The sequence below is a fragment of the Streptomyces sp. WM6372 genome (assembly GCF_001279655.1).
GTDB lineage: Bacteria > Actinomycetota > Actinomycetes > Streptomycetales > Streptomycetaceae > Streptomyces.
This window is the reverse complement of the sequence record NZ_LGDB01000203.1, coordinates 142,689-166,769: the sequence shown is the minus strand read 5'-3', so window position 1 is coordinate 166,769 and position 24,081 is coordinate 142,689. Positions and strand designations below refer to the sequence as shown.

19 protein-coding genes and 1 pseudogene are annotated in these 24,081 nt (G+C 73.5%); 10 read left to right on the top strand and 10 right to left on the bottom strand.

The genetic code is table 11. The features are described from left to right. Window positions 1-150: 150 nt before the first annotated feature. Window positions 151-312, top strand: coding sequence for a DUF6126 family protein (locus ADK52_RS43100; RefSeq protein WP_182508482.1), 162 nt, complete (start codon window positions 151-153; stop codon window positions 310-312). Window positions 313-348: 36 nt separating this feature from the next. Here ADK52_RS43100 and ADK52_RS26715 read toward each other — a convergent pair whose 3' ends face one another. Continuing rightward, on the bottom strand, window positions 349-591 hold the full coding sequence (locus ADK52_RS26715; RefSeq protein ID WP_053692372.1) for a DUF6158 family protein: 243 nt from the start codon (window positions 589-591) through the stop codon (window positions 349-351). Between the two features lie 119 nt (window positions 592-710). Between ADK52_RS26715 and ADK52_RS26710 the strand changes: the two genes are divergently transcribed. The 3 genes and pseudogenes from ADK52_RS26710 to ADK52_RS40510 all read left to right on the top strand — a co-directional run. Then, window positions 711-1,829: a M20 family metallopeptidase gene (locus ADK52_RS26710; RefSeq protein ID WP_053692371.1), complete on the top strand. Its 1,119-nt coding sequence runs from the start codon at window positions 711-713 to the stop codon at window positions 1,827-1,829. Window positions 1,830-1,915: 86 nt separating this feature from the next. Further along, entirely contained in the window at window positions 1,916-2,557 is a 642-nt protein-coding gene (locus ADK52_RS26705) for a TetR/AcrR family transcriptional regulator (RefSeq protein WP_053692370.1), read from the top strand. After that, window positions 2,554-3,969: pseudogene (locus ADK52_RS40510) on the top strand (MFS transporter); the annotation flags it as partial. The gene ADK52_RS26705 and the pseudogene ADK52_RS40510, both read left to right, overlap by 4 nt. Here the strand turns inward: ADK52_RS40510 and ADK52_RS26695 are convergent. Further along, window positions 3,904-4,812 (bottom strand): LysR family transcriptional regulator, encoded by a 909-nt coding sequence (locus ADK52_RS26695; RefSeq protein ID WP_053692369.1) that lies wholly within the window; start codon window positions 4,810-4,812, stop codon window positions 3,904-3,906. The pseudogene ADK52_RS40510 and the gene ADK52_RS26695 overlap by 66 nt on opposite strands. Before the next feature lie 202 nt (window positions 4,813-5,014). On the opposite strand from ADK52_RS26695, the gene ADK52_RS26690 reads away from it, so the two are divergent. Further along, the gene (locus ADK52_RS26690; RefSeq protein ID WP_053692368.1) at window positions 5,015-5,677 is read left to right on the top strand and encodes a DUF6817 domain-containing protein; all 663 of its coding nucleotides are present in this window, start codon (window positions 5,015-5,017) and stop codon (window positions 5,675-5,677) included. A 12-nt stretch (window positions 5,678-5,689) separates the two neighbouring features. Here the strand turns inward: ADK52_RS26690 and ADK52_RS26685 are convergent, their stop codons facing one another. Further along, a complete protein-coding gene (locus tag ADK52_RS26685; protein ID WP_078988616.1) occupies window positions 5,690-8,917 on the bottom strand; it encodes a TIM-barrel domain-containing protein in 3,228 nt (1,075 codons plus the stop codon). 260 nt (window positions 8,918-9,177) lie between these two features. Between ADK52_RS26685 and ADK52_RS26680 the strand changes: the two genes are divergently transcribed. Further along, window positions 9,178-9,720 carry an RICIN domain-containing protein gene (locus tag ADK52_RS26680; RefSeq protein WP_053692367.1) on the top strand — a complete coding sequence of 181 codons (543 nt, stop codon included), beginning with the start codon at window positions 9,178-9,180 and terminating at the stop codon, window positions 9,718-9,720. 190 nt (window positions 9,721-9,910) lie between these two features. Here the strand turns inward: ADK52_RS26680 and ADK52_RS26675 are convergent, their stop codons facing one another. The 4 genes from ADK52_RS26675 to ADK52_RS26660 all read right to left on the bottom strand — a co-directional run bounded on the left by ADK52_RS26675 (window position 9,911) and on the right by ADK52_RS26660 (window position 14,431). Continuing rightward, the gene (locus ADK52_RS26675; RefSeq protein ID WP_053692366.1) at window positions 9,911-10,180 is read right to left on the bottom strand and encodes a hypothetical protein; all 270 of its coding nucleotides are present in this window, start codon (window positions 10,178-10,180) and stop codon (window positions 9,911-9,913) included. A 209-nt stretch (window positions 10,181-10,389) separates the two neighbouring features. Next, the gene (locus tag ADK52_RS26670; protein ID WP_053692365.1) at window positions 10,390-12,180 is read right to left on the bottom strand and encodes an ABC transporter permease/substrate binding protein; all 1,791 of its coding nucleotides are present in this window, start codon (window positions 12,178-12,180) and stop codon (window positions 10,390-10,392) included. Continuing rightward, window positions 12,180-13,241, bottom strand: coding sequence for a quaternary amine ABC transporter ATP-binding protein (locus tag ADK52_RS26665; RefSeq protein WP_053692364.1), 1,062 nt, complete (start codon window positions 13,239-13,241; stop codon window positions 12,180-12,182). Before ADK52_RS26665 ends, ADK52_RS26670 begins: the two co-directional genes overlap by 1 nt. A gap of 266 nt (window positions 13,242-13,507) precedes the next feature. Further along, entirely contained in the window at window positions 13,508-14,431 is a 924-nt protein-coding gene (locus tag ADK52_RS26660; protein WP_053692363.1) for a SigB/SigF/SigG family RNA polymerase sigma factor, read from the bottom strand. Window positions 14,432-14,777: 346 nt separating this feature from the next. Here ADK52_RS26660 and ADK52_RS26655 point away from each other — a divergent pair, with 346 nt between their 5' ends. After that, window positions 14,778-16,325 (top strand): S8 family peptidase, encoded by a 1,548-nt coding sequence (locus ADK52_RS26655; RefSeq protein WP_053692362.1) that lies wholly within the window; start codon window positions 14,778-14,780, stop codon window positions 16,323-16,325. 22 nt (window positions 16,326-16,347) lie between these two features. Here the strand turns inward: ADK52_RS26655 and ADK52_RS26650 are convergent, their stop codons facing one another. Continuing rightward, a complete protein-coding gene (locus ADK52_RS26650; RefSeq protein ID WP_053692361.1) occupies window positions 16,348-17,913 on the bottom strand; it encodes an IucA/IucC family protein in 1,566 nt (521 codons plus the stop codon). Between the two features lie 131 nt (window positions 17,914-18,044). On the opposite strand from ADK52_RS26650, the gene ADK52_RS26645 reads away from it, so the two are divergent. Then, window positions 18,045-19,595 carry an IucA/IucC family protein gene (locus ADK52_RS26645; RefSeq protein ID WP_053692360.1) on the top strand — a complete coding sequence of 517 codons (1,551 nt, stop codon included), beginning with the start codon at window positions 18,045-18,047 and terminating at the stop codon, window positions 19,593-19,595. An 11-nt stretch (window positions 19,596-19,606) separates the two neighbouring features. Continuing rightward, entirely contained in the window at window positions 19,607-20,263 is a 657-nt protein-coding gene (locus tag ADK52_RS26640; RefSeq protein WP_053692359.1) for a class I SAM-dependent DNA methyltransferase, read from the top strand. A 211-nt stretch (window positions 20,264-20,474) separates the two neighbouring features. On the opposite strand, the gene ADK52_RS26635 is transcribed toward ADK52_RS26640, so the two are convergent. Together ADK52_RS26635 and ADK52_RS26630 are read right to left on the bottom strand one after the other, a co-directional pair. Further along, entirely contained in the window at window positions 20,475-21,653 is a 1,179-nt protein-coding gene (locus ADK52_RS26635; protein ID WP_053692358.1) for a hypothetical protein, read from the bottom strand. Between the two features lie 119 nt (window positions 21,654-21,772). After that, a complete protein-coding gene (locus ADK52_RS26630; RefSeq protein ID WP_053692357.1) occupies window positions 21,773-22,393 on the bottom strand; it encodes a hypothetical protein in 621 nt (206 codons plus the stop codon). Window positions 22,394-22,547: 154 nt separating this feature from the next. Here ADK52_RS26630 and ADK52_RS26625 point away from each other — a divergent pair, with 154 nt between their 5' ends. Further along, window positions 22,548-24,074, top strand: a complete 1,527-nt coding sequence (locus ADK52_RS26625) for an FAD-binding oxidoreductase (protein WP_053692356.1) — start codon at window positions 22,548-22,550, stop codon at window positions 24,072-24,074. The last annotated feature ends 7 nt before the right edge of the window (window positions 24,075-24,081 follow it).

The window sequence follows — 24,081 nt, the reverse complement described above, 5'->3', positions numbered from 1 at the left end:
GCCTGGAGGTGATCCCGGTGGACATCACGATCGTTAAAGAGGGCCTCCCGTTCCTCGCGGGGGACGTCCAGATCGTCACCGTGGACCTCCTCTCGCTCCTCGACGCCCACCCGCCCGCCCGCCCGCCCGCACTCGAAACGGAGATCCGCCGTGCCGGACCAGACCGAGGATCCCGCCGCAGCGGCGGCGCAGCGCGAGAAGTGGAAGGAGAAGGGCGTCGCCCTGCGCGCGTTCTTCTACATCTTCGGGACGCACGTGTTCGCCGGGTTCGTCTGGCTGCTGTTCTACCTGGGCGAGCACGCCAAGAAATGAGGCTCACAGGGCCGGCCCGTACGGCTCGCGCGCCCCTCAGTCCTCGCCGCTCCGGGCGCGCGCACCCGACCGGGTCCGCCCCGGCGTCTGGGCGCGCTGGGGGTGCCGGCGTACGTACTCGTGCTCCAGCTCGTTCATCCGCTGCGTGTGGGTGACCAGCGCCTCGTCCGACCCGTACAGCAGGGTCTCGTGGCGGGTCCGGTGGATGGCCTCCAGCTCCTTGAGCAGCTTGCCTTCCTCCAGGTTCGCCGCCGAAGGGCCGCCGTCATGCTCCGCCATGGCCCGTACACCTCCTCCCCTCCATCATCCCCTCCGGCGCCCCATTCGTCCCGGTCACGCCGGGTTCGGCCACCCTTCCCCCCGACTGCACGGCGTGGCGCTGCGGCTACCCTTGCGCCATGACGATGCGAGCGGCCGTCCATGTGAGTGTGGATGCGATGATCGAGGACCTCAGGACACTCGTCGAGATCGAGTCCCCCTCGCGGGACCTCGACGCGCTGGGGGTATCGGCCAAAACCGTCGCCGCCGTCATCGAGAACCGCCTCGGCGGGGAGGCCGTCCTCATCGAGAGCGAGACCGGACCGCACGTCCACTGGTCGGGCGGTGGCGAGCCCCGGGTACTGATCCTCGGCCACCACGACACGGTGTTCCCGCTCGGAACCCTCGAACGCCGCCCCTTCGCGGTCGAGGACGGGCGCGCGACCGGTCCCGGCGTCTTCGACATGCTCGGCGGCTTGGTGCAGGCCATCCACGGGCTCGCGCTGCTCGACGACCTCTCGGGCGTCGAGATCCTGGTCACGGCCGACGAGGAGATCGGCTCCCCCTCCTCCCGGACCCTCATCGAGGAACGCGCCCTCGCCTGCGGCGCGGTGCTGGTGTTCGAGGGAGCCGCCGACGGCGGAGCCCTGAAGACCGGGCGCAAGGGCTGCGGCTCGTTCCACGTCTCCGTCGCGGGCCGGGCCTCGCACGCCGGCCTCGAACCCGAGGCCGGGGTCAACGCGCTGATCGAGGCGGCACACCTCGTACTGGACATCGCCGCACTCGGCCGGCCCGAGATCGGCACGACCGTCACCCCGACCGTCGCGTCCGCGGGCGGGGTGGACAACGTCGTCCCCGCCGAGGCGACCGTCACCGCCGACGTGCGGGTGGAATCGGCGCGCGAACAGGCGCGCATCGAGTCCGCGTTCGCGGCGCTCGCCCCGCACCTCGAAGACGCGGAGATCTCGGTCCACGGGTCCATCGGCCGGCCCCCGATGCCGGAGTCGGCGTCGGCCGATCTCTTCGCGGTGGCCCAGCGACTGCTCCCCGGCCTCGAAGGCCGGTCGGTCGGCGGCGGCAGCGACGGCAACTTCACGGCGGCGGTGGGAGTACCGACCCTCGACGGCCTCGGTGCGGTCGGCGGCGGTGCCCACGCCGACCACGAGTACCTGGTGGTCGACGCCATGGCCGAGCGGGCGAACCTCGTCGCCGGACTGGTGCGGGCGATCCGGAACACCCGGGAGAGCGCGAGCGCTTAGCACCCGCACTCCCGGCCCCGCGCCGTAGGGTCCAGTCCGGCCACATCGGGTAGACAGCGTCTACGCCCTGCTGGTAGACACTGTCCATGGATTCGCACAGCCCGCTCCGGGAACGTCTGATCGACGTCGGCGTCGACCTCGTACTGACCGAGGGCACCGCCGCCCTCGGCCTGCGGGAGATCGCCCGCCGCGCCGGGGTGTCGCACGGCGCGCCCCGGCGCCACTTCCCCACCCACCACTCCCTGCTCTCGGCGATCGCCGGGCGCGGATTCGCCGACCTCGGCGGCCGGTTCGCGGCGGCGACCGCTCACGCGTCCTCACCGCGCGAGCAGGTGCGGGCACTCGGGTGCGCGTACGTCGGCTACGCGCTGGAGCACCGCGGGATGTTCGAGCTGATGTTCCGCCACGACCTGCTCGACAGCGAGGGACAGGAGACCGCCGGGGAGGAAGCCGCCGGGGAAGAAACCGCCGGGCAGCAGTCGCCGCGACTGCGCGACTCCACGATCCCGCTCTTCCGCCTCCTCGTCGGGCTCGTCTCCGGCTGCCGGACCGACGGCGATCCCGAGGTGACCGCCGCCGCCCTGTGGGCCAACCTGCACGGCGTGGCCCAGCTGTGGGCCTGGGGCAGCCTGCCCCTGGCCCTCGGCGACGCCGCCGACCCCCGGGTCGGCGTCGAACGGCTCGTCGACGCCGCCCTCGACGCCCACCTCGGGCAGGACCGCGCATGACGACCCGCCCGAGGCAGCGGATCGCGCTGCTCGTCAGCGTCGGCGGCGCGATGCTCGTCGCCCTCGACGGCACCGTCCTCAGCGTGGCTCAGCCCAGCCTGCGCCACGACCTCGGGGCGAGCGTGGCCCAGGTCCAGTGGACCAGCACCGCCTACCTCCTCGCCGTGGCCGCCCTCCTCGTCATCGCCGGCCGCCTCGGCGACCGGTACGGACATACGCGGCTGCTCCTCATCGGCGTGCTCGGCTTCGCCGCGACCTCCGCCGGGGTCGCGCTCGCGCCCGGGGTCGGCTGGGTCATCGCCCTGCGCGCCGCCCAGGGGGCCTTCGGGGCCCTGCTGCAACCGGCCACCCTCGCGCTGCTGCGCCTCGCCTACCCGCCCGACCGGCTCTCCACCCCGGTGGCGGTCCGGACCAGTGCCATCGGCGCGGCCGCCGCGGCCGGTCCGCTGCTCGGGGGCGTGCTGGTCGCGCAGTCGGGCTGGCGTTCCGTGTTCGTGCTGAACGTGCCGATCGCCCTCACGATCGCCGCGCTCGCCCTCGCCGTACGCGTGCCAGCGCCGGACCGGGCCGGATCCGGGGGAGCCGGACCGGAGGGGGGCAGGTCCGACGGGCGCGGGTCCGGCAGGCCCTCGCTGACCGGTGCGGCGCTGCTGGCCGCGGCCCTCGCCGTGCTCGTCCACACGCTGGCCGGCGTACCCGCCCACGGCTGGGCCGCGCCGCCGACCCTGCTCGGGCTCTGCGCGGCCGCCGCCCTGGCGGCGGTGCTCGTACGGTACGAACGGCGGGCCGCGCAGCCCCTCGTACCGGCCGCCGTGGCGCGGTCCCGGCCGGTCGCGGCCTCGATGGCGCTGCTGCTGGCCGTCTCCGCCGGCATGTTCGGGGCGCTGTTCGCGGCAACCTTCCTGCTCCAGGACGTACGGGGACTCGACCCGCTCGCCACCGGCCTGCTGGTGCTCCCGCTGACCGGCTGCATGGTCGCCGGCGCACCGCTGGCGGGCCTCGCGCTGCGCCGGTACGGGCCGCGCCGGACCGCGCTCGCCGGTACGGGCCTGGTCGTCCTCGGGGTCGGCGGGCTGGGCGCGGGGGCGGGCGTCCCGGTGGTCATGGCGGCCTTCGCGGTGCTCGGCGCCGGGTTCGCCGCGGTCATGGTGACGGCCACCGGCACGGTGGTCGGCGACGCACCGGCCGGGTACGCGGGGGTCGTCGGCGGGCTCAAGCAGACGGCGATGAACATCGGTCCGACCCTGGGCATCGCCGTCGCTGCGGGCGGGGGCGCGGGCGCCGGCGCCGCGCCGACCGCGCTGTTCGCCCTGGCGGCGCTGGCGGCCGTGGGACTGCTGCCGGCGTCACTGCTGCCGCGCGGCGCGCGCCGTGCAGCTGCGGGCCACGTCGTCGGCGAAGACGCGGGCCAGCGGGGACAGGGCCGCCCAGCGGCGGACCGCCCAGCCGACCGGGAGCGGCGGCAGGGCCGGGACCGGGACGAGGCGCAGCGGGCCCTCTGATCCGGGGACCCGCCAGCCGGGCAGGGCGGGCACGAGGGCGTGGCCGAGGCCCAGTTCGGCCAGCAGCAGGGCGGTGTCCCAGTCGGCCACGCTGGTGTCGGACCGTATCCGGATGCCGGATTGCGCGAAGGCGGCATCGAGGTGGGCGCGGGAGGCGGAGTTCTCCGGGAGCCGGATGTGGCGGATGCCGGTGAGGTCGGCGGGCTCGACGCGGGGCCGGGCGGCGAGGGGATCGTCGGCGCAGACGGCGAGCACCCAGGGGAGCTCCATCACCGGCCGCTGCTCGATGCCGCGCACGGGCCGGCCGATGGTGATCCAGGCGAGGTCCAGGTCGTCGGCGGCGAGCGCGTCGAAGCAGCTGCGGCTGGAGTTCTCGGTCTGGAACTCCAGGCTGACCCGCGGGTGGCGGCGCCGGAAGCCGACGACGGCCTCGGACATGAAATGCCGTACGGTCGTCGCCCCCGTGGTGATGCGCACCGATCCGCTGTCCCCGCGGACGAGTTCGTCGAGGCGCCGCAGGGCTCCGTCGAGCCCGGCGATGCTGTCGGCCGCGGCCGTCTGGAGGATGCGCCCGGCCTCGGTGGGGACGACGCCGCGGGCGTGCCGCTCCAGCAGCTCGGCGCCGGTCTGCTTTTCCAGGCGGCGGACGTGCTGGCTGACGGCCGACTGCGTACAGCCGAGGTCGCGGGCGACGGCACTGAGACTGCCGGCCCGGCAGACGGCCACGAAGACGCGGAGATCGTCGAGGGTCACGGGATCCACGCTACTCCAAGTTCTGGCTTGGGACTTGATAGGGAATCAGAGGATTGACTTGCATCTGCGGGTGGACAACGATCCCTTCAGGGCCCCGGGCGGCAACCCGTCCCCGCTCGCGCCACGGTCCGGACCCCGGCGCGGGCGGGGACGGGTGTCGACCCACCCACCCGACCGAGGCACGCGGGAGAGGACCACGCCCATGCCGGCACCGACACCGACACCGGACGAGCGCCGGGAGGCGCGCGCCCTCGCGCTGCTGCGCGAGCTCGGCGCCGGGCAGCTGGACCACCCCGGTGGCACCCTGCTCGCGCATCTGGAACGCGTCCACGCACGGCTCGGGGCGTGGGGAGCCCGGCCGGCGCTCCGGCTCGCGGGCCTGTGCCACGCGTTCTACGGGACGGACGGCTTCGCCACCGCCCTGCTGCCGGTGGGCCGGCGGGCCGAACTGGCCGCGGTGATCGGGGCCGAGGCCGAGGAGATCGTCTACTTCTACGCCGGTTGCGACCGCGCGGCCTCCTGTCCGACGCTCGCCTCCGACGTCCCCCGCGCCGCAGACGCCGACGCCGACGTCAACGCCGCAGCCCACGCCGACGCCGACGCCGCCGACAACGAGGCGGTGCCGTCGGTGGCGCCGGCGTTCCGCGACCGGTTCACCGGCCACGTCCACTCCCCCGACCGGCAGTCCCGGCGGGACTTCGCCGAACTGTCCGCGGCGAACGAGCTGGACCTCGCCCGGATCGACCCGGCGTTCCGCGCGGCCCACGGGCCGGGCCTCCTCGCCCTGTTCACCCGGCTACGGGGGCTGCTGACCGAGCCGGCCTGGCGGGAGTGCCAGGCCGTGCTCGGCGACGGCGCGCCCTGACGAACGGTTTCGTCAGGGCGTGAAGGTCCAGCGTTGCGCGGGACCGCCGTCGCAGGCCGCGCGGGTGAGCTTGGTGCCGTTCCCCGTGCCCGCGCCGACCGGGGCCAGGCACTGGCCGAGCGTACGGAGACTGCCGTCCGGCCCCGGCTGCCAGGTCTGGCCGGCGGCCGCGCCGCACGTCTGGACGGTGACCGAGGTGGCGCTCGTACCGTCGAGGCAGACCCCGCCCAGGCCGGCGACCCGGCCGTCGGCCGTCAGGCTCCACCGCTGGTTGGGGCCGCCGTGGCAGGCGTACAGGGTGGGTTCGGTGCCCGGCGCGGTGGCGCTGTACGGCAGGTCCGCGCAGCGGGCGGAAGCCGCGTGGACGAGGGTGGCGTCGGCCGGCAGCGGGGCGGCCCGCCCGGTCAGGCTGATCTCGGCGGCGCTGGTCCAGGGGCCGCGGCCGCCGGCCTCGGTCAGGGACCGCAGGCGCAGGTAGCGGCCCGTCTTCGCGGACAGGGAGACGGACTTGGCGGCGGCGGTGTCGGCGAAGGTACCGGTCGCCACCGGTTGGCCCCAGTCGGTGGTGCTGTCGGAGACGTACACCTCGTAGCCGCCGATCCGGCCGTTGACGCCGCCGTCCTGGCGGGGCAGGTACCCGAGGCCGTCGACCGCGTAGCGGGCGCCGAGGTCGATGCGGATCTCGTGCGGCAGCGCGGCCGGGGTGCCCGAGGACCAGGCGGTGTGCCAGAGCGTGGCCGGGTTGCCGTCGAAGGCGTTCTTGGCCGCGCCGTTCTCGGCCGCGGTCTCCTGGCTGTCGGCGGAGACCAGGGTCCACCCCGACTGCGGGACGGGGGCGGAGGTCGCCGGGATCGGGTCGGCCGGCGGGACGGAGGTCCCGGTGACCGTGATGCCGAAGGCGCCCGGCTTCGTACCGGCCTTGACCCACAGGATGCCGCCGCGGTCGGCCGGGTCGAAGAACCAGCCGGACGCGGCCGCGTCGTACGCGGCCTTGGAGGTCTGGCGGGCCAGGGCGGCGCCGTCCGCGGCGACCGCGCCCGGCGCGGAGGCCACGTGGAGGCTGAACTCGTAGCCCCGGGATGCCGGTTTGCCGGTGTAGCTGCCGGTGGGGGCGCCGACGGAGACGGTGACCGTGCCGGAGCCCGCGGCCGGAGCCGTGACGTCCACCTGCTGGCGGGCGTACGCGCCGGACTGGTAGGCGCGGGTGAGACCGTCGTCCTCGTAGAGGCTGAAGGAGGAGTTCCCGCGCGGGTGGATGTCGTAGGTGAGGGTGGAGACGGGCTTCTCCCCCGTGTAGTTCATCTGCGGCCACATCGGAACGATCGCGCCGCCCTTGACGAACAGCGGCAGGGTGTCGAGCGGTGCCTGGTAGTTGTTCAGCCAGCCAGGTCCCGCGTACGTCTTCCCGCTCCAGTAGTCCGTCCAGGTCCCGGCGGGCAGGTAGATGCCGTCGCGGACGGAGGTGTCGGAGACCACCGGCGCGACGAGGAAGGAATCACCGGCCATGAACTGGCCGCTCGTGAGGTTGCCGCGGGCCACCGGGTCGTCCGGGTACTCCAGGACCATGGCGCGGGTGCTCGGCACACCGCTCTCGTGCGCGGTGCGGCTCATGGTGTACAGGTACGGCATCAGCCGCATCTTGAGCTGGAGGTACTTGCGGTTGATGGAGAGGTACGGCTCGGCGAACCGCCAGGGCTGCTTGTCCTGGTAGCCGGCGGCCGGGTTGGTCGCGCCCCAGCCCGACATGGTCATGAAGGCGGGGGTGAAGGCCTTCCACTGGAGGTCGCGGGCGTAGGTCTTGGGGCTGCCGCCGAAGATGCCGTCGACGTCGCCGGAGGCGTAGTTGAGGGCGGACAGGCCCGCACCGGTGACGGCGGGGACGTGCCAGCGCATGTCGTCCCAGGTGCCGTTGGTGTCTCCGGTCCACACGACGGCGTTGCGCTGGGTACCGGCCCAGCCGTCGACGGTCCAGACGTAGCGGCGGGCGTCGGAGTTCTTCTCGATGCCGTCGACGGCCTGCTGGACACCGCTGAAGGCGCTCTTGTAGCCGCCGCCGATCCACGCGACGTCCGTCTTCACGCCCCGGGTCCCGGCCGCGGCGACTTCGTCGGCAATCGAGCCGAGGCCGGTGGAGGTCCACAGTCCGGTCTGGAAGCCCTTGGCCTTCAGGGCGTCGACGGTCGATTTGAGCGGCGCGGTGTAGCCGCAGCCGTAGCCGTCGTTGGGGAGGAACCAGCCCGAGGGCATGTCTGCGGCGCGGGCGTCGGAGGCGTATCCGCCCACGTCGGGGGTGGTCTGGTGGCGCAGGCGGTTGTGGTCGCCCTGGTATGCGGGGTTGGAGGCGTTGAAACAGTCGGCGTTGCCCAGTTCCAGGCCCCACATGGGCGCCATGAACGGCTTGCCGCTCACATCGGTATAGCCGTCGAGGACGGATTTCAGCGAATCACCGGTGAAGTACCAGGCGTCGAAGCGCTTCTCGTCGTGGGTGAGGGTGGTGGGGGCGTTGAAACCGTACGAGCCGGGGGCCCAGGTGTTGCGCATGACGCCGTAGCCGTTGGTGGACATGTAGAAGGGGGCCGGGCTGGCGTTGTTGTTCTCCCGCCACTTGTTGTCGACGGCCACGGGGACGGTCTTGCCGCGCAGCGCCCATTCCCCGAGGCGCAGGCCGGTTCCGTAGAACTGCTCGTCGGCGCCGCGGGCCAGGTACTGGGTGGTCTGGGCGGCCGTCCAGGAGGTGGGCTGGGTCTCCTGCCAGACCAGGGTGGCGTTGTCGGCGCGGTAGACGGAGAACTGCAGGGGCGTCTTGTTGACGCGGATGTTCAGGGCGCCGGTGGTGATGCGGTAGTACGCGCCCGCGTCGCTGAAGGAGGCGTCGACCGGGCCGAAATCGGTGGTCGGGGCGAGGTCGGAGCCGGCCGGGTCGTTGGTGAAGGCGCCGTCGGGCGAGAGCCAGAGCCGGAAGATGTCGGCGCGGGCGATGACGACGCGGGCCTTCGCCCCGGCGGAGGTGCTGACGGTGAAGGTGTTCCCGGACCGGGTGAGGCCGGTGGCGTTGCCCGCCGTGGCGGGGGCCGGTGCGGCGGCGGCCGGTGAGGTCATCGGGCCGGCGGCGGCCAGGCCGGCGACGGCGAGGGCCGCTGCGAGCAGCGCGGCCAGGGGTGCCCGCTGTCGCTTGGCCTTCTTGTGCGTGCGGGTGGGGATGCGGCTGTGCGTGCGCCTGGGGATGCGGATGAGTCTCATGGGGCAGCTCCTCGTGCGGTCCGGATTACGGACACACCGCTTTGGCATGCGCCTGGCAAGATAGCGGCCCACGGAGATCACTTGAAGGATGCTGCTCGAAATCGTCTCCCATCAAGCATCTTTGAGCATCCGTCAGTTGCATCCTGCGCCAGGGGCGGCGTGTCGTTTCTGCGGTGAACCGGGCCGCCCGATCGGGTGATCGCGGGGCGGATGGCCTTCCGGCGGGACGAGCCGGACCGGTACAAACCCGTGCCGTGACCATGAATCTGAAGCATCAGGCCCTGGCCGCACTCGCCGTGGCCGTCCTGCCCCTGCTCATGACCTCCGTTCCGGCCCACGGGGCGCAGGCTGCGGCGCTGCCGCCGGGCGGCCCCACCAAGCTCGTGAACAGGAACTCGTCGAAGTGCGCCGATGTCGAGGCGTGGTCCAAGGACGACGGGGGCAACGTCCACCAGTGGAGCTGCAGGCTGGACAACGACTCGAACCAGAAGTGGACGTTCCGCCGCACGGCGGACGGGTACTGGAACGTCGTCAACCAGAACAGCGGCAAGTGCCTGGACATCCAGGGCCCTTCGTACGCCGACGGAGCCCACCTCCACCAGTGGACCTGCTCGGGCTACGGCAGCCAGAAGTGGGAGCTCCAGTACACGACCACCGAATACTTCAAGCTGGTGAGTGCGTACAGCGGGAAGTGCGCGGACGTCGAGGGCCCCTCGCTGAACGACGGGGCGCAGATCCACCAGTGGACCTGCCGGAACCAGGACAACAACAGCCAGCAGTGGCGGTTCTTCACCGCCACCTAGAGGGTGCCTCCCGGCGCGGCCGGGTCCGCGGGCTCATCGGGCGGGGGCGGGAGGTCCGCGAGCGGCATATCGGGGCGGACGACGCTGCTCGTGGCGGGGGCCGAGGCGGCCGGCAAGGTGACCGAGGCCGGGGAGGCGGGCATCGAGATCCTCGGCGAGGAGGCGTTCGCCGAGCGGATCGCCGCGTTCCTCAGCTGCTGAGCGGTACCGGCGTCCCCGGCCGCCCCACTGGTACGGGCGTCCGCGGCGCCGGGGTGACGGTCAGGATCGGCGGGGCCGGCGAGGCGTACCGGTGGCCGCAGGGGTCGAAGACCAGCAGCACCGGCCGGCCCGGGCACTGACGCCAGGAGATCCGCTCCGGTGCGCTCGCGCACACCGGGCAGCGCGGGAGCGGGCCCGGCTCGGCCGGAGGAGCCTCGGGGGCGGCCGCGAGCCGGGTCACGGGGTGCGGATCGCGCATGGGGGCTCCCTGGTCCGGCAGTGCTGTCCCAAGGACTGTGCCATGGCCCGCCCCTCCGGGACACGGGCCGATCCTCCAGGATCCCGGCTGGTCAGGGGTGCGTTCCCGGTGCGGACCGGCCGTACCGTCGGCCCGGGCGGACGAAGACGCCGGCGGTCGGTGGAGGAGACGCTCCACCGGCCGCCGGCGTCTTCATCGCCGTGCGGCGGTCACGCGGCCTTCGCGACCTCCGGGTGCTCCTTCAGCCAGTCGCGGACGGCCTGCTGCTCCTTGCCCTTGCCCGCCTCCTGGATCTTCGCCTCCAGGCCGGTCAGCTGGGCCTCGGTCAGCTTGAACGAGCGCAGCCAGGAGGCCACTTCGGGCTCGTCCGCCGCGAAGCCCTTGCGGGCCAGGGTGTGGATGCCGTCGCCCTTGCCCCAGGCCCCCTTGGGGTCCTCGAGCTTCTTCAGGTCGTACGAGGCGTACGCCCAGTGCGGCGACCAGAGCACGACCGCCACCGGCTCGTGCTTCTCGTAGGCCCGCTTCAACTCGGCGAGCATGCCGGGGGTCGAACCGTCGACGACCTGGTACTCGCCGTCCAGGCCGTACTCCTTGAGCAGTTTGCCCTTCAGGATCCCCATCGCTCCGGCGCTCGGTTCGATGCCGATGATCCGGCCCTTGAACTCGGCGCCCTTGCCCTTGAGGTCGGCGAGGGAGGTCACGTCCTTCATGTAGGAGGGGACGGACAGCTCGATGGAGGTGGGCCCGTACCAGGATCCCAGGTCGTCCAGCTTGTTCCCGTACTTCTCCCAGTACTGGGCCTGCGTGACCGGCAGCCAGGCGTCGGTCTGGAAGTCGACCTGGCCGCCCGCGAGCCCGGTGAACAGCGCGCCGAGCTCCAACTGCTTCGCCTCCACCTCGAAACCGCGGCGCTCCAGGAGCTCCTTCCACAGGTAGGTCGAGGCGATGCCCTCGTCCCAGGGGATGTAGCCGATGCTGATCTTGCGGCCCTTGCCGATGGCGTCGGCCCCGGCGGCGGCCGGCTGACCGGAGCCTCCGAAGGTGTTCAGGCCGCCGGCGACGAGGGCGAGCACCACGGCGCCGGTGACGGCGTAGGCGGGCTGGGGGCGGTGGTTCCACAGCTTGGCGGCGCCGCTCGCGGCGGCCTGCGCCTTGGCGAGGGTGCGCCGGCCGATCGGGGAGACCTGGCGGCCGAGCGCCCCGGTCATCCGGTCCAGGTACATGGCGAGGATGACGATGGAGATGCCCGCCTCGAAGCCGAGGCCGATGTCGACGTTGCCGATGGCCCGGTAGACGGCGCCGCCGAGCCCGCCGCCGCCGACCATGCCGGCGATGACGACCATGGACAGGCCCAGCATGATGACCTGGTTGATGCCCGCCATGATGGTGGGCAGGGCCAGCGGCAGCTGGACGCGTACGAGGGTGTCGCGCGGGGTGGTCCCGAAGGCGTCGGCGGCCTCGACGAGTTCCGCGTCGACCTGGCGGATGCCGAGCTCGGTCATCCGTACGCCGGGCGGCAGCGAGAAGATGATGGTCGCGATGATGCCCGGCACGACGCCCACGCCGAAGAAGATGATGCCGGGGATCAGGTAGACCATGGCCGGCATGGTCTGCATGAAGTCCAGGACGGGCCGCAGGACGGCGCTGACCCGGTCGGACCGGGAAGCCCAGATCCCGAGCGGGACCGCGATCACGAGGGTGACGAGGGTCGCGACGAGGACCAGCGAGAGCGTGGACATCGCGTCGGACCACAGGTCGACGGAGTCGACGAGTGCGAAGCCCGCGAAGGCCAGGAGCCCGGCGAGCAGCCCGCGCAGCCACCAGGCGGCGACGGCGAGGATGCCGGCGAACAGCAGCGGGGCGGGCGCGTCGAGCACGGCGTGGATGCCGTCGTACAGGCCGGTGACGAGCGCGCTGATGGCGTCGAACAGCCAGGACAGGTGGCGCTGGAGGAAGTCGACACCGCTGTCGACCCAGGCGCCGAGGTGCAGGCGGGGCATCAGGCGGCCACCTCCGCGCAGCGCACCGGGGCGCGCTGTTCGTCGCCGATGAAGGCGACCAGGCGGTCCTGCGGTACGGAGCCCACGACGACCCCGGCTCCGTCGGTGACGGCGACGGCGTGCGGGACACGGGCGCTGACGGCGCACAGGTCGGCGATCGGGGTGTCGGCGGTGACGCTGGGGCAGCCGCAGGCGCAGCCGCCGGCGACGGGCTCGGTCATCACGGCGTCGGCCGTGAGCACGCGCGAGCGGTCGACGTCCTGGATGAAGGAGGCGACGTAGTCGTCGGCGGGGCGGGTCAGGATGTCCTCCGCGGTGCCCTGCTGGACGATGCGGCCGTCGCGCATGACGGCGATGCCGTCGCCGAGGCGCATGGCCTCGTTGAGGTCGTGCGTGATGAACACGATGGTCTTCTTGAGCCGCTGCTGGAGCTCCAGCAGCTGGTCCTGCATGTCGCGGCGGATCAGCGGGTCCAGCGCGCTGAAGGACTCGTCCATCAGGAGCAGGTCGGCGTCCGTGGCCAGGGCGCGGGCCAGGCCGACACGCTGCTGCATGCCGCCGGACAGCTCGTCGGGCCAGGAGGCCTCCCAGCCGGCGAGCCCGCACAGCTCCAGGGCCTCGGCGGCGCGGTGCAGGCGCTCGTCGCGGGCGACGCCCTGCACCTCCAGCCCGTAGGCGGCGTTCTCGAGCACGCTGCGGTGCGGGAAGAGCGCGAAGTGCTGGAAGACCATGCTGATCTTGGTGGAGCGGACGTGGCGCAGCTCACGCCTGGAGAGGGAGGTGAGGTCCTGCCCGTCGAAGAGGATGCGCCCCTCGGTGGGTTCGAGCAGTCCGTTCAGCATGCGCAGCAGCGTGGACTTGCCGGACCCTGACAGACCCATGACGACGAATATCTCGCCGGGCTCGACGCGGAATGAGGCGTCGATCACAGCGGCCGTCGTACCGTCGGCGCGCAGCTCGTCGCGGCCTGCGCCGGCTCGGAGCGCGCGGACCGAGGCTGCGGCGTCGCCGGGTCGTCTTCCGAACACCTTGTAGACGTGCTCGGCCTGGAGCGTGGACACATACACCTCGCGGGTCGTACCGGGAACGGCCTGCGCCCGGCCACTGGGGCCGGGCGCGGGCCGTGGAGCGGTACGGGATCCGCCCGCACCCGAGCCGGCCGTGTGACGACCGGCGGAAGGGTCCGCTCCGGATCCGCGGGTGCCCAGGCTCCTGCGGGGTAAACGCCGAGGTGACCCACCTCACGCCGGACGCCCTCCGGGGAGGGCCCGGCGGGCTTCCGGGTCGGGCCTCGGGGGTGTCCGGGCCGGACCTCGGGGCGTCCGGGTCAGGCCTGGGGAGTGTCCGGGTCCGGATCCTCCAGCATGGAGGCGCGCAGGTGGGCGAGGACACGGGTCAGCAGGCGCGAGACCTGCATCTGCGAGATGCCGAGCGCGGCGCCGATCTGCGCCTGGGTGAGCTCCTCGCCGAAGCGCATCCGCAGCATCCGGCGTTCGCGGTCCGAGAGCTGTTCGAGCAGCGGCGCGAGGGTCTGGATGTCCTCGACGCGCTCCAGGGCCGGCTCCTCCTCGCCCATGACGTCGGCGAGGGTGTGGCCCTCGGCCGAGCCGTCGCCGCGCTCCGCGTGCGGGGCGTCCAGGGATCCGGTGGTGTGGCCGTTGGCCGCGACGAGACCCTCTATGACCTCCTCCTCCGTGAGGTCGAGGTGGCCGGCGAGGTCGGCGACCGTCGGCGCGCGGTCGAGGGTGGTGGTCAGCTGCTCCTTCGCCTGGGCGATGTCGATGCGCAGCTCCTGGAGCCGGCGCGGGACGCGCACCGCCCAGGACGTGTCGCGGAAGTGCCGTTTGATCTCGCCTGTGATGTACGGCATGGCGAGGGTGGCGAATTCGTTCTCGAGAGCCGGGTCGAACCGGTCGATGGCCTTGATCAGGCCGATGGCGCCGACCTGGACGATGTCCTCGATGTCGCCTCCGTCACCCCGGCCGCGGAAACGGCGGACGGCGTACTGGACGAGTGAGGCGTTCATCTCTATGAGCGCGTTCCGGACGTACTGGTGTTCCGGCGTGCCCTCGGGCAGTTCGCGCAGCCGCCGGAAGAACACCCGTGACAGCTCCCTCGCATCTGCGGGAGCCACCTCCCTGGGCTCCTCGATCCGCGGCAGGTCCGCGATCCGCGCGGCGTGGCTGTCGCGGCGCGGACGGGGGACGACTGCGGCGGTTTCGGAACTGGAGGACGGGGCAAAGGCGGGCATGGGGTTCGCTCCTTGGGCTTGTCGGCTTGCGGCGCGGGACCTTGACTGCCGTAGATGGTGGTCTCTTTCAGCTTGTACGTCAAGAATTGCCGGAAATGCGGCCGTCCGCTTATACGCGCACGCGCGCGTGCAAGCGCGTGAAAGCGGACGTGCGCGCGACCGGCGGGTCCGGTTCCTCCTCCGTACACGGCCTTGTGCGGGGCCCCTTGGCGCCCCAGTCTGAGCGGACGACTCAAGGGGGGATTCGACCCGAATGCTCAAGACATGGCACGGATCACAGGGGTTGCGCAGATCACACGGATTGCGCAGATCACGCGGGTTACATGGGTCACACGGATTACGGCAGTTGGGACTGCGGCGGTGCGGGGCCGTCCTGGCCCTCGCCGCGGCTCTCGCCCTCGGCGCGGACACCGGGGCCTCGGCCGCGAGCCCGCCCGAGGGGAGCGTCCGGTACGCCGGAGCGCCCGGAGCCGTCGCCGGCAGCTACCTCGTCCTGTTGAACCCGGCCCGCGCCGGCGCCCGTACCGCACAGGGCCGGTCCGTGGTCACGCGCTTCGGCGGCACGATCCGCCGGACCTACGACGCCGCCCTCAACGGCTACTCCGTCGAACTGTCGGAGCGGCAGGCCCGCCGGCTCGCCGCGGACCCCGCCGTCGCCGAGGTCGCGCAGAACCGGAAGCTGCGGCTCGATGCCACCCAGCCGGAGCCGCCCTCCTGGGGCGTCGACCGGATCGACCGGCGCAGGCTCCCGCTCGACGGGAGCTACACCTCTCCGGATTCGGCCGGGCAGGGTGTGACCGCGTACGTCATCGACACCGGCGTCAACATCAGCCACCAGGACTTCGGCGGGCGCGCCTCGTACGGGTACGACGCCATCGACGACGACTACGAGGCCGAAGACCTGCACGGGCACGGCACGCACGTCGCCGGGACCCTCGCGGGCACCACGTACGGCGTCGCGAAGAAGGCGAAGCTCGTGTCCGTCCGGGTGCTCGACTGGTCGGGCGAGGGCACCACGGAGCAGGTGGTCGCCGGGATCGACTGGGTCACCCGCAACGCCGTCAAGCCGGCCATCGCCAACATGAGCCTGGGCGGCGACCCCGACGACGTGCTGGACGCCGCCGTACGCAACTCCATCGCCTCCGGCATCACGTACGCGGTGGCCGCGGGCAACCAGAGCGCGGACGCCTCCACCCACTCCCCCGCCCGGGTGCCCGCGGCGCTCACGGTCGGGGCGACCAACGACCGCGACGCGCGCGCCTCGTACTCCAACTACGGCCCGCTGGTGGACCTGTTCGCCCCGGGCGACTCGATCACCTCGGCGGTCTTCTGGGGAGACGACTGGAGCACCGCCATGTCCGGCACCTCGATGGCCTCCCCGCACGTGGCGGGTGCGGCCGCGCTCTACCTCGCCGACCACCGTACGGCCACGCCCGCCCAGGTCGCGGGCGCCCTGACCGCGGCGGCCACGACCGGCTCGATGGTCGACGCCGGACCGGGCTCGCCCGACCGGATCCTGTACGTGGGAACGGCTCCCAACCGGGTGCCCGGGCCGCGCTTCGCGAACGCCTCGGACTACCCGGTCGAGGACCTGGAGCCGGTCGAATCCCCGGTCACGGTCAGTGGGATCCCTGGCCGCGCGCCCGCGCAGCTGGACGTGGAACTCGACATCAGGCACCCGGACTCCGGCACCCTCCAGGTCGATGTGGTCGCGCCCGACGGCACGCTCTACCCGATCAAGGACAGCTACACCGGCTGGGGAGAAGCCGACCTGCGGGGGGTGTTCGCGATCGACGCCTCGTCGGAAACCGCCAACGGCGTCTGGAAACTGCGGGTGTACGACGCCTTCGCGGGCTACACCGGCTCCATCGACTCATGGGCCCTGCGCTTCTGAGGGTCCCGTTCCGGGTGACGGCTCAGCCCCGCAGCGGGTTCGGGAGGGGGATGTAGCGGGCGGCGGCTCCGTCGGCGCGGGTCCAGCGGAGCAGCAGATTCGTTTTGGCCGGGAGGGAGCGTGCCGAGAGGAGCTCGGCGATCTCGGGCAGGCCGTGCTCCGCGTCGTGGCGCAGGAACTCCTCGCGCACCGCCGGCCACACCCCGGCGGCCGTGTCCGGATGCGCCTCGGCGAGGGCCCCCGCCACCTCTGTCAGGTGGTTGACGACCAGGCAGTAGACCAGCCGCTGCCAGGCAGCCGCCCGCTCCGTCTCCGGCACCAGCTTCACCCCCTCCGCGTCCCGGAACAGCGCCTGGACCGGCAGGCCCTGGGCGTCGACCGCCACAAGCGTGTTCTGCAGGTGCGCCTCCAGTACGACGCCGTGCCGGGCGAACAAGTCCAGTACGGGCGGTACGACATGGCGCAGGTACGCCCGCCACCAGCCGGCCGGATCGGCCGTCGCGGCCAGCGGACTGCCGGCGAACCCCTCCGCGAGCGCGGCGGACGCGAGCGGCACGGCCCCCGGCTCCAGCTGCGCGTGGAATCCGTCACGGACCAGGACGGCGAGTTCCTCGAAGGCGAAGGACGCGGTCCGGTAGCCGCGGTCGGCGAGCCAGACCGCGTTCGACCCGCGGCGCCGCAGGTCGGCGAATCCGGCCTCGACCGCGGCGTCCGTACGGCGCAGTTTCAGCAGGTCGTGCCGCCACAGCCGGCGCACGTCGTTGGTGATCCGGACGTCCAGGCTGAACTTGACGAAGAGGTCCGCTTCCCCCGGCACGTACAGCGTGCGGATCGACGCCGTCGGCCAGACCGTACGGCGGCCCGGGCCCAGGCGCAGCAGCCGCCCGTCGGCGAAGGCCGTGCGCAGGGCCGCCGACCCGCCGACCAGCTCCAGCTGCCAGGGATGCGCGGGAAGCAGCCGGTATCCCGCCGGCGGGCGCGGCCCGTCGAGCAGCCCGGCCAGCGCGTCGATCGCGCCGGCGGCGGCCGGCCCGCCCTCCTCGGTCACCTGGTCCTCCCGCAGCCCCAGGAAGACCAGCGGGTGGCGGGCGTACGCCTCCGGGGCGTACGGCAGCCAGCTCGCGGCGGGCGCGCCGCCCCGCGCCTTGGGGGCCGGGTGGTACGGGTGTCCCATGACGAGGGACTGCTCGGAGAGGACGTACGGGTCCCGCGGGGGCTCGTTCGCGGCGCGGGCGGCCAGCAGCGCGGCGACGGCATCACGGCTGTCGGCGATCTCGACCGGGAGATCGTCGTTCGGGATGCCCGTGTACCGGTGCAGTTCGTCGGCGGTCAGTTTGACCAGTTCGGTGTGGCTGAGCGGATGCCAGCCGTCCGCCGTGCGCAGCTCGGGGCGCAGCGGGCGGCGCGGGCCCCAGACGCGCAGGAGCCGGCCGCTGCCGCGCAACCGGTGGACCGACCAGCCGTCGTCCGGCGCGGCGGAGAGTTCCTCGGCGGGATCGGCCGCTTCCCGCAGCAGGCAGTTCAGCAGGGGGGTGGCGGCGTACGCGTCGGCTGCGGTGTTGAGGTCCACGGATTCCATTCGGTCCATCCCAAGTGCCGGGGTCGCGGGGCGTACCTCCGGCCGTGATCTTCAGTATCCGCGATGATGACGTGATCATCACGTCACCCGTGAGAGACCCGTGAGCGTCCCGTGAGAGGAACAGGGCCCTGCACCCCAGCATGAACCTCCCCGCCTCCCCGGCCGAAGAGGCCGTGTCCGCCGAACTGGCCGAAGTGCGTCCAGGCCTCGGTTCCGCTTACGGCGCCGCGCTCGGCGGCGCCCGGGCCGCCGTGCTGACCCGGCTGTGGCGGGCGCTGGCCTTCGAGCCGCTGCCGTGGGTGGAGCGCCGCGAGCGCGGGCCCGGCGGCCTGACGCTCCTGCTGTCCGGGGGCGGGCGGCTGGAGGGCCCGCCGCCGGACCCGTACGCGACGGACCCGTACGTCCAGGAGGTGCTGCTCGACGGCGTCCCGTACCGGCAGGCCGGGCGGCTCGTGGCGGCGCTGGGGGTGCCGCACGGGGAGGCCTTCGCCGCCGAGCTGGACGACAGCACGGCCTCGCTCGCGCTGTCCCGGGCCGGGCAGCCCCCCGCGGGGGAGGCGGCTGCGCAGGCCGCCTGGGAGTGGGAGCAGCGGGTGGTCGACGGCCATCCGTACCACCCCAACTGCCGCTCCCGTCCCGGGTTCTCGGTGGCCGAGCAGCTGGCGTACGCGCCGGAGCACCGGCCGCTGGTCGAGCTCGGGCTGGTCGCCGTACGGGCCGAGGAGTGCCTGGTCACGGGCGCGTGGCCGGCCGCTCTGCGCGAGGGTGGCCGGCTCCTGCTGCCGGTGCACCCGTGGCAGGCGGAACACGTCCTGAAACAGACCGGCCGGGGGCCGGCCGGGGTGCTGCGCCCCGGTTTCGCGGCGCATCCGCTGATGGCCCTGCGCACCCTCGCCCCCGCGGCGGGCGGCGCACACGTCAAGACGGCGCTGAGCACCCGGCTGACCTCCTCCGTACGGGACATCTCGGAGTACTCCATCGAGACGGCCGCCGCGGTCTCCGCCTTCGCGCAGGTCCTCTCGGAGCGGCTCGACGGGCGGCTGCACATCACCCGCACCCTGGGCGCCGCGACCGCGCACAGCCCCGACCTGGCGGCGGTGCTGCGCGAGGCGCCCGAGGTGTACGCGGACGCTGCGGCGGGCGAGCGGGTCGTGCCGGTGGCGGCCCTGGGCGGGGCGCCGTTCGCCCGTTCGGCCGCCTGGCGGGCCGAGTTCGCCCGCCTCGCGCTCTCGGTGTGCCTGCGGGTGCTGGACCTCGGGGTGGCGCTGGAGGCGCACGGCCAGAACCTGCTCGTCGTACTGTCCGCGACGGGGGCTCCGCTGCGGCTGGTCTACCGCGATCTCGCCGACATCCGGATCAGCCCGGAGCGGCTCGCCCGGCACGGCCTGCCGGTGCCGCCGCTCTCGGGCCGGCTGGTCACCGACGACGTGACCGTGCTGCGGCGCAAGCTGTTCGGTTCCCTGCTGACCGGGACCCTGGGGGCCACGGCGGGCTCGGAGACGGCCTTCGGCGAGGCGCTGGCCGAGGCCGCCGGGCTCCCGGCCACCGCCGACACCGAGGCCCTGTTGACGGCGCCACTGCCGACCAAGGCCCTGACGCTGATGCGGCTGAGCCCCGGAATCCCGGGCGACCAGTGGGCGGAGCTGGACAATCCGCTGGCCGGGGCCGACGGGCGGGGGCGGGCGGGCTAGTGTCACAGGGCATGAAGGAGACCTTCGACCTGAACTCCGTGCGGGCGTCGTACGACGCCGTCGCCGTCGACTACGCCCGGCAGCTCGGCGCGGAGCTGGCGGACAAGCCGCTGGACCGGGCCATGCTGGCGGCCTTCGCCGAGTGCGTGCGCGGCGACGAGGGCGGCGCGGCCCGGGCCGTCGCGGACCTGGGCTGCGGCCCGGGGCGCGTGACGGCCCATCTGGACGGGCTCGGCGTACGGACCTTCGGCGTCGACCTGTCCCCGGCGATGGTCGCGGTGGCCCGGCGGACCTATCCGGGGCTGCGCTTCGAGGTGGGCTCGATGGCCGCGCTGGACGTGGCGGACGGGGTGCTCGGCGGGGTCCTGGCCTGGTATTCGACGGTGCACACCCCGCCGGGGGAACTGCCGCCGCTGTTCGAGGAGTTCGCCCGCGTGCTCGCGCCGGGCGGCCATGCGCTGATCGCGTTCAAGGCGGGCGAGGAGAAGATCCGGCTGGAGCACGCGTACGGGCACCCCGTCGAGCTGGACGTGTACTGGACCCCGCCGGAGCTGATCGCCGGCCTGCTCGCCGCGGCGGGCCTGGAGGAAGTGGCCCGCCTGGTGCGCCGGCCCGCGGGCCAGGAGAAATCCCCCCAGGCCTTCCTCCTGGCCCGCAAACGCCTCTAGGGGGCGTCCGGCCCCGACGAAGGCAGAGAATGCGGACGGTGCCGCCGGGTCCTTGTCGACTGCTTCCCGGCCCTCAAGGTCATCGTGGGGGCGGGCGACCGCCTCCGGACCGTCTCCCTCACCGATCCGCTTCCCAAAGCCACATCCGGGCCGACCATCAGCTCGACACCGAGGAATTCGACGCGACGCGACAGTGAGCGAACCGAGCCGCTCAGCACGAGCGGCTGCCCTCCAGCACCTCCAGCCGCTGCTGGGTCAGCCGCAGGAGCCTCGGTTCGAGGCTCGGCAGGGCGCGCAGCAGGCGGACGAGTTCGGGGCCGGAGTCCCGGGCCGCGGCCTGGTCCTTCAGCTGGGTCCAGCAGTACAGGGCCCCCGCCGCGGCCGCGAGGACCTCGGGGGCGTCCGGCGGCTGGTGCTCCAGGCGGGTGTGCCCGGCGTTGATCCAGAGCTGGGTCGCCGAGCGGTAGTTCCCGGCCATCCGGGCCAGGTCGGCCCGGATCTCGGCCCAGTGCGTGGCTTCGGGCGAGGGGTACCCGTGGGTCTGGAGCACGTGCTGCTCCCAGGCCTGGGCGAGGGTGGCGGCCTCGTGGTGCCGGCCGTCGGAGGCGAGGGCGTGGATGTGCGGCCGCGGGTCGGGAACCTGCTGCTCCGGCTGCTGTTCCCGCGGGTGCTCCTGCTGGTGTTCCCGCGGCGCCTGCTGGGCCGCGGACGCGCTGAGTTCGCGCGTGGCGGGCAGGACGAGGGTGCCGGGCGGCAGGGCGGCGGCCCCGACGGCGAAGGCGTGCAGTTGCAGGTTGGCGGGGCGGGTGGGGCTGCGGCGCAGCTGGTCGATCCAGTTCCGGGTGTACGCGCTCACCTGCTGCGGCCCGCCTGAGAAGGCGGGCGGGACCACCACCCCGTACACCTCGGCGGAGGGTGAGGCGGGCAGGCTCCCGTACTCCTGGAGCACCGGCCAGGCGGATTTGTCCGCGACGAGGTCGAGCACCACGGTGGTGGGGCCGGTGGGGCGGGCCGCGAGCTCGGTCCCCAGCCAGTCCCACGGCAGGGCCGTGTAGCGGACGGTGGAGGCCGTGGTTCCCGCGAGCGCGAGGTGCAGGCCGTGCCCGCGGCGGTCGAGCGTGAGCCGGCCGGAGAGGTAGACGAGCAACGGCCCCGGGGTCGCCGCGGCGGCGCGCAGCCGCATCAGCACGGTGTTGGGATCCCGGGCCCCGTCGAGGTACGTGGTGTCACTGGGGACGTGACTGTTCAGCAGCACGGATGCGGGCAGCACTCCGAGCGCGGCCAGGTTCGCACTGGGTGCGACCTGAACGGCCCGCCGCCGTACGGCGGCGTCGCCCGCTATGAGAAGAACATGGCCCCGCTGCTGCCTGCCGGCTCCGTCGATCTGCATGGGCAGACCGTACTCACCTCACGCCCCCGTCGCAGCCCAGGGGTTCGAACGATACCCCTACGCCCCCCACCACCCGCCTGATCGGGCACCCGCCGAGTACCTCCTGAACCTGGCGCCCGTCAGCAGTCGAACCACACGACGAGACGCACGCCCTCGTCCCCGTGGATCCCCGCGAGGGTGCGCATGACGGCCCGGACGGCTCCCCACTCCTCGTCCGGCACGGCCTGCTTCCGCGTCAGCCGGCCGATCCGGAAGAGGCGGTCACCGTCGCGCCACTCGGTGCCCTCGGGCAGCACGCGGCCGGCGCGGTACAGAACCTGGGGGTCGCTCAAGCCGGACAGCTCGGCGAAGCGGGTGAGGCTGCTGTTCCGTCCGTACAGCTCCCAGGATCCGTCGGGGCCGCGGCGGTACTCGTGCACGCACTCGTCGACGTCCGTCGCGAGCTCGTTCCAGTCGGCCGACGTCAGCTCGGCCCAGGTGATCCAGGAGGTGCCATGGGCGGTGTCCCACCCTTCGAGGAAGGCGCGGACCTCCTTCGACGCGTCCGGGGGAAGCCCGCGACCGGGCGCCAGCGGCCGGAAGGACGCGGTGTCGCGGACACCGAACAGGGCCCCGAACGCCGCGTAGCTCCGCCCGTTGTAGAGGTGGTCCAGATCGATGGCCCCGCACCAGCTGCGGTCGTCCTCGTCCAGCCAGCGGTCCCAACGGCACTCGATGAACCCGTATATGTCGGTCCCCATGTCCGGGATGATCCACGGCCGTGCAGCCGCACGCGAGGGGATTTCCGCACGGTGGGCGGCTTCGTCGGGCGGGGCGTGGGCCGTTCGGGGGGCAGCGTCGTTCCGCTGGGCCCGCCTTCGCCGTGATCGGGCCGGGCGATGGCAGGAAGGAGGAATGAGCCTCCACCGCCGCCAGCTGCTGGGCAGCGCTCCCGCAGCCGTGCTGGCCGTCTTCGCCGTCGCGGCGGCGCCCGCCCGCGGTCCCGACTGGGCGGCGCTGGCCCGGGGGATCGACGGGCGGGTGGTGGTGCCGGGCGACCCGGACTACGCGGAGGCCCGGCAGCTGTTCCAGCCCCGCTACGACACGGTCGCGCCGGGCGCGGTGGCCTACCCCGCGCACGCCGCCGACGTGGCCGTCTGCCTGGACTTCGCCCGCCGCTCCGCCGTCCCCGTCGTACCGCGCGGTGGCGGCCACAGCTACGCCGGCTGGTCCACCCGCGCCGGCGGGCTCGTCGTCGACGTCGGCGCCATGGCCGGACTCGCCGTCGAAGGGGCGGCCGGCGTGCGCATCGGCGCCGGAGCCCGGCTCGGCGACGTCAACCGGGCCCTCGCCGCGCAGCGCCTCGCCGTGCCGACCGGCCTGTGCCCCTCCGTCGGGATCGCCGGACTCACCCTGGGCGGCGGGCTCGGCCTCGCCTCCCGCGCCCACGGGACCACCTCCGACGCCCTCACCGGCGCCACCGTCGTCACCCCCGACGCCGTCGTGCGCGAGGTCGACGCCACCCGTGACCCGGGGCTGTTCTGGGCCCTGCGCGGCGGCGGGGGCGGCAACTTCGGCGTGGTCACGGAGTTCCGCTTCCGCACCCACCCGGCCGCCGACTGCGCCTACGCCGAACTCCACTGGCCCGAAGCCGATTCCGCCGCCCTGCTGCGCGGCTGGCAGCGCTGGCTCACCGCCCTCCCCGAGCCCTTCTGGAGCCAGGTCGAGTTCCTGATCGAAGCCGGCCCGGCCCCGGCCCCGGCCCCCGCCGTACGCGTCCTGTGCTTCGACGGGCGCGCCGAGCTGGACCGGCAGCTGACCCGCCTGTCCGACCTGGTCGGCAGGCCGCTCCGGGACAGCTGGACCGTCGTACGCACCTACGAGGAGACCCTGCGGGCCATGTCGGGGTGCCTGGAGCAGAGCGCCGCGCAGTGCCATCTGCCCGGCACCCTGCCCGGCCGCACCCCCGGGGGCCTGCTCGGCCGGGACTCCTACGGCGGGCGCTCCGACTTCTGGGGCGGCGCCGGGCTGCCCGACGCGGGCGTCGCCGCGGTGCTGGCCGCCGTACGGCGCTACGGGCGGACCGTGCCGTCCGGCGGGCTCGGGGTCGTCCAGTTCTCCGGCGAATGCGGCGGGGCGGTGAACCGGCCGGCGGCGGCCGACACCGCGTTCGTGCACCGCGACAGCGCCTTCCTCACGCAGTACCTCGCCTACTGGCCCGCCTCCGCGACGCCCGCGCAGGTGACCGCGCACCAGGGCTGGCTCGACGGGCTGTGGCAGGACCTGCGCCCCTGGGCGGGCGGCCGCGCGTACCAGAACTACATCGATCCGAAACTGCCCGCCTGGCGCGAGGCGTACTACGGGCCGAACCTCGCCCGCCTCGAAGAGGTGCGGCGCGCCTACGACCCGGACCGGCTGTTCCGCTTCCCGCAGGCCATCTAGAGGAGCT

What these genes read in the sequence shown, in the direction of transcription:
- ADK52_RS26715 (WP_053692372.1), bottom strand. Translation starts at nt 591, where the DNA reads ATGGCGGAGCATGACGGCGGCCCTTCGGCGGCGAACCTGGAGGAAGGC.
- ADK52_RS26710 (WP_053692371.1), top strand. Translation starts at nt 711, where the DNA reads ATGACGATGCGAGCGGCCGTCCATGTGAGTGTGGATGCGATGATCGAG.
- ADK52_RS26705 (WP_053692370.1), top strand. Translation starts at nt 1,916, where the DNA reads ATGGATTCGCACAGCCCGCTCCGGGAACGTCTGATCGACGTCGGCGTC.
- ADK52_RS26690 (WP_053692368.1), top strand. Translation starts at nt 5,015, where the DNA reads ATGCCGGCACCGACACCGACACCGGACGAGCGCCGGGAGGCGCGCGCC.
- ADK52_RS26685 (WP_078988616.1), bottom strand. Translation starts at nt 8,917, where the DNA reads ATGAGACTCATCCGCATCCCCAGGCGCACGCACAGCCGCATCCCCACC.
- ADK52_RS26680 (WP_053692367.1), top strand. Translation starts at nt 9,178, where the DNA reads ATGAATCTGAAGCATCAGGCCCTGGCCGCACTCGCCGTGGCCGTCCTG.
- ADK52_RS26675 (WP_053692366.1), bottom strand. Translation starts at nt 10,180, where the DNA reads ATGCGCGATCCGCACCCCGTGACCCGGCTCGCGGCCGCCCCCGAGGCT.
- ADK52_RS26670 (WP_053692365.1), bottom strand. Translation starts at nt 12,180, where the DNA reads ATGCCCCGCCTGCACCTCGGCGCCTGGGTCGACAGCGGTGTCGACTTC.
- ADK52_RS26660 (WP_053692363.1), bottom strand. Translation starts at nt 14,431, where the DNA reads ATGCCCGCCTTTGCCCCGTCCTCCAGTTCCGAAACCGCCGCAGTCGTC.
- ADK52_RS26650 (WP_053692361.1), bottom strand. Translation starts at nt 17,913, where the DNA reads ATGGACCGAATGGAATCCGTGGACCTCAACACCGCAGCCGACGCGTAC.
- ADK52_RS26645 (WP_053692360.1), top strand. Translation starts at nt 18,045, where the DNA reads ATGAACCTCCCCGCCTCCCCGGCCGAAGAGGCCGTGTCCGCCGAACTG.
- ADK52_RS26640 (WP_053692359.1), top strand. Translation starts at nt 19,607, where the DNA reads ATGAAGGAGACCTTCGACCTGAACTCCGTGCGGGCGTCGTACGACGCC.
- ADK52_RS26635 (WP_053692358.1), bottom strand. Translation starts at nt 21,653, where the DNA reads ATGCAGATCGACGGAGCCGGCAGGCAGCAGCGGGGCCATGTTCTTCTC.
- ADK52_RS26630 (WP_053692357.1), bottom strand. Translation starts at nt 22,393, where the DNA reads ATGGGGACCGACATATACGGGTTCATCGAGTGCCGTTGGGACCGCTGG.
- ADK52_RS26625 (WP_053692356.1), top strand. Translation starts at nt 22,548, where the DNA reads ATGAGCCTCCACCGCCGCCAGCTGCTGGGCAGCGCTCCCGCAGCCGTG.